The 12,384-nt window shown below is 72.6% G+C and carries 9 protein-coding genes and 3 pseudogenes; 10 read left to right on the top strand and 2 right to left on the bottom strand.

Annotated features, from left to right (window positions below):
• Positions 1–17: 17 nt before the first annotated feature.
• Positions 18–236, top strand: a pseudogene (locus AB0F91_RS06560) (hypothetical protein); the annotation flags it as partial.
• A 65-nt stretch (positions 237–301) separates the two neighbouring features.
• On the opposite strand, the pseudogene AB0F91_RS06555 reads toward AB0F91_RS06560, so the two are convergent.
• Positions 302–682 (bottom strand): annotated as a pseudogene (locus AB0F91_RS06555) (response regulator transcription factor); the annotation flags it as partial.
• On the opposite strand from AB0F91_RS06555, the pseudogene AB0F91_RS06550 reads away from it, so the two are divergent.
• From AB0F91_RS06550 to AB0F91_RS06510, 9 genes and pseudogenes are all read left to right on the top strand, one after another.
• Positions 618–1,386 (top strand): annotated as a pseudogene (locus AB0F91_RS06550) (CoA transferase). The pseudogenes AB0F91_RS06555 and AB0F91_RS06550 sit on opposite strands and share 65 nt — an antisense overlap.
• A gap of 141 nt (positions 1,387–1,527) precedes the next feature.
• Positions 1,528–2,178: a methyltransferase domain-containing protein gene (locus tag AB0F91_RS06545; protein WP_360595370.1), complete on the top strand. Its 651-nt coding sequence runs from the start codon at positions 1,528–1,530 to the stop codon at positions 2,176–2,178.
• A 374-nt stretch (positions 2,179–2,552) separates the two neighbouring features.
• Positions 2,553–3,446, top strand: coding sequence for an FAD binding domain-containing protein (locus AB0F91_RS06540; protein WP_360595369.1), 894 nt, complete (start codon positions 2,553–2,555; stop codon positions 3,444–3,446).
• A gap of 31 nt (positions 3,447–3,477) precedes the next feature.
• The gene (locus AB0F91_RS06535; protein ID WP_360595367.1) at positions 3,478–3,945 is read left to right on the top strand and encodes a (2Fe-2S)-binding protein; all 468 of its coding nucleotides are present in this window, start codon (positions 3,478–3,480) and stop codon (positions 3,943–3,945) included.
• On the top strand, positions 3,942–6,377 hold the full coding sequence (locus AB0F91_RS06530) for a xanthine dehydrogenase family protein molybdopterin-binding subunit (protein ID WP_360595365.1): 2,436 nt from the start codon (positions 3,942–3,944) through the stop codon (positions 6,375–6,377). Before AB0F91_RS06535 ends, AB0F91_RS06530 begins: the two co-directional genes overlap by 4 nt.
• A gap of 5 nt (positions 6,378–6,382) precedes the next feature.
• On the top strand, positions 6,383–7,861 hold the full coding sequence (locus AB0F91_RS06525) for a CoA-acylating methylmalonate-semialdehyde dehydrogenase (protein WP_360596273.1): 1,479 nt from the start codon (positions 6,383–6,385) through the stop codon (positions 7,859–7,861).
• 8 nt (positions 7,862–7,869) lie between these two features.
• Positions 7,870–8,640: an SRPBCC family protein gene (locus AB0F91_RS06520; protein WP_360595363.1), complete on the top strand. Its 771-nt coding sequence runs from the start codon at positions 7,870–7,872 to the stop codon at positions 8,638–8,640.
• A 14-nt stretch (positions 8,641–8,654) separates the two neighbouring features.
• Positions 8,655–9,431 (top strand): IclR family transcriptional regulator, encoded by a 777-nt coding sequence (locus AB0F91_RS06515; RefSeq protein ID WP_360595361.1) that lies wholly within the window; start codon positions 8,655–8,657, stop codon positions 9,429–9,431.
• A 32-nt stretch (positions 9,432–9,463) separates the two neighbouring features.
• Complete coding sequence (locus AB0F91_RS06510; protein ID WP_360595360.1) at positions 9,464–10,489, top strand: hypothetical protein; 1,026 nt, start codon at positions 9,464–9,466, stop codon at positions 10,487–10,489.
• Positions 10,490–10,745: 256 nt separating this feature from the next.
• Here AB0F91_RS06510 and AB0F91_RS06505 read toward each other — a convergent pair whose 3' ends face one another.
• Complete coding sequence (locus AB0F91_RS06505; RefSeq protein WP_360595358.1) at positions 10,746–12,173, bottom strand: UbiD family decarboxylase; 1,428 nt, start codon at positions 12,171–12,173, stop codon at positions 10,746–10,748.
• Between the last annotated feature and the right edge of the window lie 211 nt (positions 12,174–12,384).

Here is a 12,384-nt window from a genome sequence, read left to right as displayed (position 1 = left end):
TGGGCGCGGACCCGGACGTGCGGGCGATCGTGCCGACCGGGGCGGGCAGCGACATCGGTGAGCTGGACCGCTACGCCACAACCGCCGGCCTTCCGCGAGCGTGCCGACGACGGCGACACGATCCGCGACCTGCGCACGCCGGTGATCGCAGCCGTCAACGGCTTCGCCTTCAGGGCGGCCTGGAGCTGGCCTTGGCGTGTGACGTGCGGCTCGCCGCCTCGACCGCGACCTTCGCCGCATCCGAGATCAAGCTCGGCTGGATCGGCGGCAGCGGCCAGTCGGCTCAGCTCGCCGCCGCGCGGTTGGTCGCGCCCGCCGCAACCAGGCGCAGCACGTCGAGCTCGCGGGCCGTCAGCACGCCCGGCGCAGGACGCCGAAGGGGCGCCATCAGGTGGGCAGCCACCGCGGGCGCCAGCACCGGCTCGCCCCAGGGCGGCGGCGCGGACGGCGCGCTGGAGCTCGGCGACGGGCGCGTCCTTGAGCAGGTAACCGTGGCGCCCGCCTCGATGGCGGGCAGGACGTCGGCCTCGGTGTCGTACGTGGTGAGGCCCAGGACGCGCACGGCGGGGTGCTCGGTGGCGAGCCGGCGGGTCGCGCCGACGCCGTCGAGCTCGGGCATGCGCAGGTCCATGAGGACGACGTCGGGGTGGTGGCGCGCGACGAAAGCCAGCGCCTCGACGCCCGTGGCGCACAGCATCGGGCCGGGCGACGCGGCGACGATGCTGCTCACGGGTGACCCGGTCTCCGCGGTGCAGGCGCTGACGTGGGGCCTCGTCAGCGAGGTGACCGACCCCGCCGGCCTGGTGCCGAAAGCGCGTGCGCTCGCCGAGCGATCGCCGCCCGGGCCCGATCGCGGCGCCAACGGCCCAAGCCAATCTGCGCGCGGCCTCCTCGTTGCCGCTGGAGCAGGCCATCGGCGACGAGCGGGGCCTGCCTGCGGCATGTCTGTCCACAGCGGACGCCGCGGAAGGCCGGGCGGCCTTCGCGCAGCGCCGCGAACCACGGTTCAGCGGGGAGCGACGACGCGAGTGCTGGACGGGTACCGCGTGGCCGACGTGCCGATCGCGACGGCCGGGAAGCTGCGGCTGGGTGACCTCGGCGCGGACGTGGTGAAGGTCGAGGCGCAGGGCGGCCAGTGTCAGCGGCACGCTCCGACGGCAGAGGCGACCGGCGTCGCGGTGAACCCGTCGTTCCTGTCGCTGACCCGCAACAAGCGCAGCCGCGGACGTCATGCTGCAGAACTACCGGCCGGGCGTGGCACAGCGGCTGGGGCCGGACCACGAGATGGGGCGCGAGATCAACCCGGCTGTCGGGTACGTGTCGATTTCCGGGGGTACCGCAGAGCGCGTCCACGGCCTGTCGCGTGTTGCAGAATCACCGCCATGACCTCCGGACAAGGGTTACCTCCTCGACAACGCCCAACCGGAAGCGGGCTCGCGCTTCGACGCGCTCAGCTCGCTGTTCGACGCGTCGACGTTCCGGCATCTCGACGATCTCGGCATTTCCCCGGGCTGGCGGTGCTGGGAGGTGGGTGCCGGCGGCCCTTCGGTCGTGAGGTGGCTCGCCGACCGTGTCGGCCCCAGCGGCCACGTCCTGGGCACCGACCTCGACACCTCCTGGGCGGCGACCGCCGTGAGCGACGTCGTGGAGGTCCGCCGCCACGCCGTCGGCCTGGACGCACCCCCACCCGGCGGCTTCGACCTCGTCCACGCCCGCTTGGTTCTGGTCCACGTGCCAGACCGCGAACGCGCCCTGCGCACCCTGGTCGCCGCCCTGCGCCCAGGCGGCCGTCTCCTGCTGGAGGACGCCGACCCGGCTCTGCAGCCCCTGATCTGTCTCGACGAACAAGGCCCGGACGAGGCGCTGGCCAACCGCCTCCGCCGCGCCTTCCGCGAGCTCCTCGCCTCGCGCGGCGCCGACCTCGCCTACGGGCGCACCCTCCCGCGCGCCCTCCGCGAAGCCGGCCTCACCGACGTCACTGCCGACGCGTACTTCCCGATCACGTCCCCGGCCTGCACGGCCCTGGAAGCCGCGACCGTCCGCCAGATCCGCGGCGGCCTCGTCTCCGCCGGCCTCGCCACGGACGCCGAGATCGACCAGCACCTCGCCAACGTCACTTCCGGCCGGCTGGACCTGGCGACCTCGCCGATGATCTCGGCGTCGGGCCGTAGGCCGTAGGCCGTAGGCCCTCAGCGAGGGGCGCTCACCGCCGCGACCAGTGCCCGCAGGGCGCGGACGTGCACCCTCCGTAGGCGTCGCCCGCCGGATGCATGCCGGCGGTGATTTCGAAAGCCTCGGTCACCTCGGTGAGCAGCTCGAGGCGCACTCGGGCATGGCCGGACACTTCACCGCTTGACGAGGCACGGCTTCTTTGGTCCGCGCACTCGCGCCGGCCGCGGATGCCCCATGCCGCTCGTGCGTGGCTACCCGAAGATCACCAGCAGGCGCCGCTCGACTTGACATCCGTCCCGGCTCTCCTGAGACTCGTTCTGCAAATCGAACAGCGTTCAGCATTTCGAACACTGACCGAAACGAGCAGGAGGGGCGAATCGGTGAAACTGCCTGCTTTCGGCTACCACCGGGCCGAATCGCTGGGCGACGCGGTGGCGGTGCTGGCCGAGCACGGGCCCGACGCGCGGGTGCTCGGCGGTGGGCAGAGCCTGTTCCCGGTCATGGCGCTGCGCATGTCGAACCCGAGCGTGCTCGTGGACATCACCACGGCGAAAGACCTGCAGGGCCACGCGTTCCGCGACACCGACGGTCTCGTCGTGTCGGCGGCGGTCACCACGCGCGCGCTCGAGACCGACGCCGAGACGCGCCGCCGCCACCCGCTGGTCGCCGAAAGCCTGGCGCAGGTCGGGCATCCCGAGATCCGCAACCGCGGCACCGTGTGCGGCTCGCTCGCGCACGCCGACCCCGCGGCCGAGCTGCCCGCGTTGCTGCTCGCGCTCGGCGGATCCGTGCGCGTCGCCGGCGCCGAGCGGCGGCGCCGGATCGCCGCGCGCGACTTCTTCCTGGGTCCCTACCTGACCGCGTTGAACGACGGTGAGGTCGTCGCCGGGGCCGAGCTGCCGCTCGTGCCCGCGACGGCCGGCTGGTCGCTCCGCGAGATCACGCGCCGCAGCGGCGACTTCGCTCTCGTCGGCGTGATCTGCGTGCTGGACGCCGATTCAGCCGGGCGTTGCACCGACGCGCGGATCGCGCTGTTCGGCATCGCCGGCACCCCGCGCCGCGCCACCGCCGCCGAGGCGATCCTCGCCGGCGAGGTCCTCGACGACGCCGTGCTCGCCGAAGCCGCGGCGCACGCGTTCGACGAAATCGACGTCGTCGGCGACATCCACGGCTCCGTGACCTACCGCCGCCGCGTGGGCACCCGGCTCGTCGCCCGCTCGCTCGCCGAAGCCGCCGCCCGCAGCCAGTCCGAAGTGGAGAGTACCCGTGCTTGACGCCCATGAGCCGACACAGGTTTCTTTCACGGTGAACGGGAAACCAGAGTCGGCGCGCACCACGCCGCGGACCACGCTCGCCGATTTCCTGCGCCACGACCTGGGCCTCACGGGCACGCACCTGGGCTGCGAGCACGGCGTCTGCGGCGCCTGCACCGTCCGGGTCGACGGCACGGCGGTGCGCAGCTGCCTCACCCTCGCCGTGCAGGCGCACGGATCCACAGTGGACACCGTCGAAGGGCTGGGTGAGACGGCCGGCGCCGAGGACGTGCTGCACCCGCTGCAGCAGAAGTTCTGGGAGCACCAGGCGCTGCAGTGCGGCTTCTGCACGCCGGGCTTCCTGATGGCCGCCGTCACCGCCGTCGAGGAGAACCCGGATCTCACCCGCGACGAGATCCGCGAGCGGATGTCCGGGAACCTGTGCCGCTGCACCGGGTACGCACCGATCGTGGCCGCGATCGCCGAATACGCCGAGCAGGTGCGGGAGGCGCGGGCGTGAGCATCACCGAAGGCTGGGTCGGCCGCCGCGTCAAGCGCGTCGAGGATCCGAAGATCCTGCTCGGGCGCGGCCGCTACGCCGACGACGTCACCCCCGCCCGTTGCCTGCACGCCGCGTTCGTCCGCGCCCCGGTCGCGCACGCGCTGATCACGGCGATCGACGTCGAGGCCGCGAAGCAGGTACCGGGGGTGGTCGCCGTGTTCACCGCCGACGACTTCAACCCGATGTGCCGTTCGTGGAAGGGCCTGCTCGACTGGCCGGGCCTGGTCGGCGGCGACCAGCGGCCTCTGGCCACCGGCAAGATGCACTACGTCGGCGAGCCCGTGGTGATGGTCGTGGCCGAAAGCCGCGCCGTCGCGGAGGACGCGCTGGAATCGGTCACCCTCGACTACGAGGAGCTCGCCCCGGTCGTCGACGCCATCGCCGCCCTCGACGCGTCGGCGGCGAAGGTGCACGACGAGCTGCCGTCCAACCTCGCGTTCGAAGGCACCTTCGGCACCGGTGACGTCGAAGCGGCCTTCGCCGAGGCCGCCGTGGTCGTGGAGACCGGCATCAGCACCGCGCGCCACACGGCCGTCGCGCTGGAGCCCCGCGGCGTAGTCGCCGAGTACGACCCGGCGGCGAAATCGCTCACCGTGCGGCTGTCCACGCAGGCGCCACACATGCTGCAGTCGGTGTTCGCCGAGCTGCTCGGCCTGCGCGAGAGCAACATCCGCGTGCTCACCGACGAGGTGGGCGGCGCCTTCGGCATGAAGGCGCACGTGTACTCCGACGAGGTCGCCACGTGCGCGGCCAGCATCCTCCTGCGCCGCCCGGTGAAGTGGATCCAGGACCGCGTCGAATCGCTGCAGTCGGACACGCAGGCGCGCGACGAGCGGGTGTCCGCCGCGCTGGCGGTCGCGGCCGACGGCCGGATCCTCGGCCTGCGTTCGGAGGTCGTGAGCGACGGCGGCGCCTACTCCGTCTACCCGCGCAGCATGGTCACCGAAGGCATCCAGGTCGCCACGATCATGCCCGGCCCCTACCGGATCCCGGTCTACTCGGGTCACTTGCGCGTCGCCATCACCAACAAGGCGCCGCTCGCGGTGTACCGCGGGGTCGGGCACCCGGTCGCCATCCTCGCGATGGAGACGCTGCTCGACGAGACCGCGCGCCGGCTCGGGCTCGACCCGGCGGAACTGCGCCGCCGCAACCTGATCGCGCCCGCCGAGCTGCCGTACACCTCCGTGACCGGCCAGGTCTACGACAGCGGCTCGCACCAGGAGTCGCTGGAGAAGCTGCTCGCCATGCTCCCGTCCGGGCCGGACCTGGACAAACGCAAGGCCGAAGCGCGCGAACGCGGGCGCCTGCTGGGCGTCGGGCTCGCCTGTTTCGTCGAGGTCACCGCGCCCGGTGTGATGTTCTACGGCAAGCGCGGCGCCCCGATCACCGCGCACGACCAGGTCGAGGTCCGCGTGGAGGCCGACGGCTCCGTCACCGTGCTGCTCGGCACGCCCGGTCAGGGCCAGGGCCTGCAGACGACCGCCGCGCAGGTCGTGGCCGACCACCTCGGGGTGTCGTTCGACCGGATCAGCGTCGTCAGCGGCGACACGGCGGTGGTGCCGCACGGCACGGGCGTGTGGGCCAGCCGTTCGGCCGTGGTCAGCAGCGGCGCTGCCGCGTCGGCCGCCCGCGAGGTGAAGGAGCGGCTGCTCGCGATCGCCGGGCACCTGCTGGAGGTCGACCCGGCCGACCTCGAGATCGGCGACGGTGTGGTGCGGGTCGCGGGCGCGTCGAACGTCCACTTGGAAGTGGCAGAGCTCGCCGAGGTCGCGCACTTCCGCACCCACCGCCTGCCACCGGAGCTGCGGATCGGGCTGTCGGTGGTGGGCGAGTACAGCGGCCCCAACGTCACCTTCAACAACGGCGCCCACGCCGCGGTCGTCGAGGTCGAAGAGGACAGCGGGCTCGTGCACCTCGTCGACTACGCGTGCGTCGAGGACTGCGGGGTGCTCATCAACCCGGAGATCGTGGACGGGCAGATCCGCGGCGGCGTCGCGCAGGGCATCGGCGGGGCGTTGTTCGAGCGGCTGTACTACGACGAGAGCGGCCAGCTGCTCACCTCGACCCTGCTCGACTACCTCATGCCGACCGGCCCGGAGCTGCCGGACGTGCGCATCACCCACCTCGAAACCCCGAGCCCGATCACCATGCTGGGCGTGAAAGGCGCCGGCGAGGCCGGGGCCGCCGGCGCACCCGCGGCGGTGCACAACGCCGTGAACGACGCGCTCGCCGCGCTGGGCGCGCGGGTGTGGCACGAGCCGATCAGCCCCGAACGCGTTGTCCGGGCCCTCGACGAAGCGGCCGGCCACAGCTGGCCCGAACCACCCGACACCCCACCCGTACCGGCTCTCCCGCACCTCGGCTCGACTGTCGAGAAAGGACACTCGTGAACACCATCCAGCACTTCGTCGGCGGCGCCTTCGTCCAGGACGAACCGCCCGCGTGGGCCGACGTGCACGACCCCGCCCGGGGCAGCGTCGCAGGCCGGGTCGCGCTGGGCGACGCCGGTGCCGTGGACCAGGCCGTGAAGGTGGCACTCGATGCCCAGGCCGCCTGGGCCGAGGAGTCGCTCGGCGTGCGCCAGCAGGTTTTGCTGGAGTTCATCCGGCTGGTCGAGCGTTCGCGTGCCGAGCTGGCCGAGCTCGTGACCGGCGAGCACGGCAAGACGCTCGCCGACGCCCGCGCGGAGGTCAACGCGGGCCTGGACGTCGCGAAGTTCGCGGCCGGGATCCCGCACCTGCTCAAGGGCGACTTCAGCGAGAACGTCTCCCGCGGAGTCGACACGTACTCGATCCGCCAGCCGCTCGGGGTCGTAGCCGGCATCACGCCGTTCAACTTCCCCGTGATGGTTCCCATGTGGATGTTCCCGATCGCCGTCGCGTGCGGCAACGCTTTCGTGCTCAAGCCGAGCGAGAAGGACCCTTCGGCGGCCAACCGCCTGGCCGAGCTGGCGCTCGAGGCCGGGCTGCCCGCCGGCGTGCTCAACGTCGTGCACGGCAGCGCCCCGGCCGTCGACGCGCTCCTGGCCCACCCGGACGTCGGCGCGGTGAGCTTCGTCGGGTCGACGCCGGTGGCCCGGCACGTCTACGAGACCGCGGCCAAGCACGGCAAGCGGGTGCAGGCCCTTGGGGGCGCGAAGAACCACCTCGTGGTGCTGCCCGACGCCGACCTGGACGCGGCCGCCGACGCCCTCGTCTCCGCCGCCTACGGCTCGGCGGGGGAGCGCTGCATGGCCATCTCGGTCGCGGTGGCCGTCGGCGGGGTCGGCGACGCGCTGCGCGACCGCCTGGTGGAGCGCATCGGCCGGCTGTCCACCGCGGACGGCCACGACGAGGGCACCGACATGGGCCCGCTCGTCACCGCCGACCACCTGCGCCGCGTGAGCGGCTACGTGCAGGCCGGGTCCGATGCGGGCGCGGATCTCGTGGTCGACGGCCGCGACGTGCGCGTTCCGGGGCGGGAGAACGGGTTCTTCCTCGCGCCGACGCTGCTCGACCACGTGCGCCCGGACATGTCCGTGTACACCGACGAGATCTTCGGCCCGGTGCTGTCGATGCTGCGCGTCGACTCGCTGGACGAGGCCGTCGCGCTGATCAACGGCGGCGAGTACGGCAACGGCGTCTCACTGTTCACCCGCGACGGCGTCGCCGCGCGGAAGTTCCAGCACACCGTGCAGGCCGGGATGGTCGGGCTCAACGTGCCCATCCCCGTGCCGATTCCGTATTTCCCGTTCGGCGGTTGGAAGCACTCGCTCTTCGGCGACTCGGGCCAATACGGCGAGGACGGCATCCGGTTCTTCACGCGCCGCAAGGTCGTCACGAGCCGGTGGGCGCCTTCGGCCGGCTCCCGCGTCGATATGCGGTTCCCGGCCTAGGGGCGCTCGTGCGACTGGAGAACAGCTTCACCGTCGACCTGCCGCCCGCGCAGGCGTGGGCCGTGCTCACCGATCCGGAGCGGGTCGCGCCGTGCATGCCCGGCGTGCACCTGGACGAGGTCGACGGCGACGACGTCCGCGGCGGCCTGCGCGTGAAGGTCGGGCCGATCGTTGCCGAGTACTCCGGCGTGGCGCGGTTCCGCGAACGTGACGAGGCGGCGGGCATGGTGGTCGTAGCGGCGTCGGGGCGTGAGGTACGGGGCCGGGGTTCGGCTTCGGCGACGGTCACGCTGCGGCTGGCGCCGGCCCCGGGAGGCACGCGCGTCGACCTGGCCACAGACCTCGCGTTGACGGGACGGCTGGCGCAGTTCGGGCGTGGCGTGCTGGGTGAGGTGACGGGGCGCCTGGTCGACGAGTTCGCGCGGGCGCTGGCGGACGAGGTGTCCGGGTCGCAGGTTCGGGCCGCGGCAGCGCCGAAGGCCGCGCCGTCCAGTGCGGCGGTGGCCGCTGTCGAGCCGGTGGCGGAGGTCGTCGATCTGGCGACGCAGGAGTGGCCGGACGACGAACCCGTGCGCACCGCCTCCGCGGCCGAGCCCGTCGCCGCGGCTGCGGCCGTGGGCTTTGCCGATGCCCCGCCGAGCCCTCAGGACCGGCCGCGCACTCGCAACGCGGACACTGTCGTCCTGCGGGCCATTGCGGTCCCGGTCGCGAAACGCGCTGTCCCGGCCGTGGCCGCTGTCGTCGCGGCGATCGTCCTCGCCCGCCGGTTGCGCCGATGACAGAATCTCCCGCGATGACCAGTTCGCCTTCCTCGGCGGGCCTGCCGGTTCCTTCGGTTGCCCGCGCCGCGTACCTGCTCGACGCGCTCGCCGCCGCACCCGACGGGTTGCCGCTCAGCGAGCTCGCGCGAGCCATCGGCGCGCCCAAGAGCAGCTGCCTCGCCGTGTGCACGACGCTGGTCACCACCGGCCTGCTCACGCGGACCCCGGGCGGGCACTACCGGCTCGGCTGGAAGGTCGTCCCGCTCGGGCGCGCCTACCTCGCGAAGTCCGGGTTCGTGCTGGAGTTCCGGCGCGTCGACCAGGAGCTCGGGTTGCTGCCCGAGGACACGATCGTGCTGTCCCTGCTGGACGGTCGCCATGTCGTCTACGTCGAAACCCGCCCGGGCCTGCGGACGCTCGCGATGTCGTACGAGATCGGCCTGCGCCTGCCCGCCCACTGCACGGCGAGCGGCAAGTCGCTGCTCGCCTCGCTGACCGATGACGAGATCGCCGGCCGCTACGCCGACGGCCGCTTCGAAACCCTGACCCCGCACAGCATCTCGCGGATGCCGCGGCTCATGGCAGAGATCGAGAGCACCCGCGCCCACGGTTACGCCGTCGATGACGAGGAGACCGCGCCGGGCATGATGTGCGTCGGCGCCGCCGTCGCCGTGCGCGGCGGCCAGCCCGTCGGCGCACTGTCGGTGAGCATGGTCAAGTCCACTGTGGACGCCGAGCGCCTGAAACACTCGACGTCCGCCATCCTCCGCCTGAGCACCGCCATCACCGAACGCCTCGGCGGGCTGTAACCCCTCTCGGAAACCGGTGGCGCCGTGCTGTCGTGGACGGCACGATGGCGCCGGAGAGCGGGACGATGGCGACGGAAGAAGAACTGGACGCGCTCGCCGCCGGCGACTCGCGCGAGTGGCTGGCGCTCGACGAGTCGGAGCGGCGCTGGTCCGGGTGCTACGGCCAGGACTGCCGGCGGGCCTTGCCGTGGCGTCGGCTGAGCCGCGTCCAGCTCGTCGAGGCGGTCTGCCACGCCGACGGGTATGTCCGGGAGCCGGGTGTGCGCCGGCTGCGGAGAAGCCGCAACCCGGAGGCGTTGCCCCTGCTGCTGGTGCGCTGCGTCGACTGGGTGCCCCAGGTGCGCGCGATCGCCCGCGCGGCGGTGCTCGCGCGGTTCGCGCAGGCGGATCTGGCACCCTCGCTGCCGCTGGTCGTCGTGTTGAGCCGCCGGGCCGTGGACCGCTGGGTGGACGAGCACCTGCTCCAGCCGATGCTGCGCTCGCCCGAGCTCCTCGACCACGCGCTCGCCACGCCGGATCTGCGGACCCGCCGGATGGTCCACGAGTCGGCCCTGCGCGCCGGGCTGCTGTCCGACGAGCGGCTGGCCTCGATCGCGGTGCACGACCACGACGACGTGGTCCGCACGCGTCTCGGCCACCTCCTGCTCGACCGCGGCGACCCGCGGTTCGTGCGGCTGCTGCTCGAGGGCGGCGCGCCCAAGGTGCGGGCGCGGGCGGTGCAGTCGCTGGGCGTCGAGACCGCCTGGGAACGGCTCGCGGAGAGCTCGTCGCTGGTGCGGTCCATGGCGCAGGCCCCGGTTCTGCGCTCGGGTGGGATCCGGCCGCGTATTACCGGGAAGCGCTGCGGGCGGGTGCCGTCACGCGCGCGATCGTGGCCGGCCTCGGCGAGACGGGCACGCTCGACGACGTCGACCTCGTGCGGGCGCAGCTCGCCGACGACCGGCCCCGGTGAGATGGGGAGCTCCGACGACCTCGAATTCGTGGCGGCACGGCGCGGGATCGCGTCAAAGGCGATCTCGCGCGCCTCGGCGGAGCCGAGGCGAACAACACAGGTCTAGCCGGTGGTCGCGGCTGGCTGCCGACCTGTGGCTGCTCAGCCTTCCGGCCGACCCGCTCGCCGAAGAAGCCCGCCGCGACCTGGACGACTGGCGGCAGGACGGCACCAGCGCGTTCACCCGGCCGTCCCCGGAGCTGGCGGCCCGGATCGGCGAGCTGCTGGACCAGCTGAAGCCTCGGCTCGGCAGTGCGGTGACCGGGGAGCTGCGGCACCTCGCCCTGGTGTGAGGTTGTCCGTCCGAAGTGAACGGACAACCGTCAGGCCCAGCCGGGCAGGTCGCTCACGGCCGTGATCGTCTCGACGGCGTCCACGTCCACCGCCAGCATCGCCTCCTCCGGGACCCGCGCGCGGGCCGGGAAGACGACCGGCGGCGCGGGTTTGGTGGCGTCGACGATCACGGCGGAGGAGCGTTGCGGGGTGCGGCCGCCGGCTTCGTCGTAGGACCAGTTCGTGGGCAGCAGACCGCCGGGGCCGTTCCAGCGGGGGATGATCTGCAGGTCTTGCGACGCGTCGAAGCGGGTGCCGATGGCCCAGGCGACTTCGCGTTCGTCGTAGACGTCGATGTCGTCGTCGACGATGACGATGGCGCGCAGGTTCTCCGGCTCGGTGTTGAGGGCGGCGAAGGCCGCGCGCGTCGGGTCGGTGTCGGAGTTCTTGCGGATCGACAGGTAGCAGTGCATGCGCGCGTGCAGGGGGATGTTGACTGCGCGCAGGCCCGGCACCTTCTGCTGCACGGCCTCGTGGATGCTGGCGATGCGCGGCAGCGCGCCCATGAGCCGGTGTTCGCGGCCGGAGGCCTGGATGTCCTGGAAGATCGCGTCGTGGCGCATGGTGATGGCGTCGACCTCGATGACGGGCTTGCGGCCGCCTCCGACGTAGTGGCCGGGCCATTCGGCGAACGGGCCTTCCTCTTCGAGCTCGTCGGGCAGGATGTGGCCCTCGATGACGATCTCGGCGTGCGCGGGCACGGGGATGCCGGAGGTGACCGTGGGGACGGTTTCGACCGATTCCCCCAAGTAGGCGCCGGCGGCGTCGTACTCGCCGCCGATGCCGGGCACGCGGGACACCGCGCCCATGAGGAACGCCGGGTGGTGCCCGATCACCAGCGCGATCGGCGTGGGCTCGCCGCGTTCGGCGTACCGGCGGTGGATCGTGCCGCCGTCGTGGGAGCCGAAGAACCACACACCGAGACGCCGCGGGCCGTAGATGTGGTGGCGGTAGATCCCGGCGTTGATCGCGCCCGACTCCGGGTCGCGCGTCACGCCGACGGCGGCGGTGAGGAACGGGCCGCCGTCGAGCTCGTTGTGCGTGGGGATCGGCAGGCGGGTGAGGTCGGCGTCCGCACCGCGCCACACCACCTCCTGCACCGGCGCCGCGCCCTCGAACTCCACCGGCGGGTACGCGGCCCGGCCCTGGCCCGCGACCGACGAGCGCACGAGCGTCTCGACCTCGACCCCGAGGGCCAGCGCCATCCGCTCGTGCGTCGCGACGAGGTTGGTCAGGCACCGCAGCTCGCTGCCGGCGACGTTGCTGAACAGCAACGCCGGGTAGTCGCCGCGCTTGTCGTACCACGCTCCGTAAGCGGTGACACCGAACCGCGGGTCCACCTGCTTCGGCACGTGCTTGACCTCGCCCGCACCGGTCGAGACCACCTCCGCGAGAAACGACCGCAGATCCTTCGTCACCGTGAGCCTCCCAAAGACGTCAGACGTCTGACGCACTATAGGAAGGTCACTCCGGCCTCGACAAGGTGTCCCACCCCCTGGTCATGCAGACTGCCGGTGGAGATCCCCGCGAGGTACGCGCCGATGTTGCACCCGCCGAATCGCCGACTGCGGCGTCCGCCCAGCTGAGAAGGTCTGTCTCAGCCGAGCGTGTGACTGGCACAAAACGAAC

It is taken from the genome of Amycolatopsis sp. NPDC023774, from assembly GCF_040639695.1.
GTDB lineage: Bacteria > Actinomycetota > Actinomycetes > Mycobacteriales > Pseudonocardiaceae > Amycolatopsis.
This window is presented reverse-complemented; position numbering and strand designations above follow the sequence as displayed.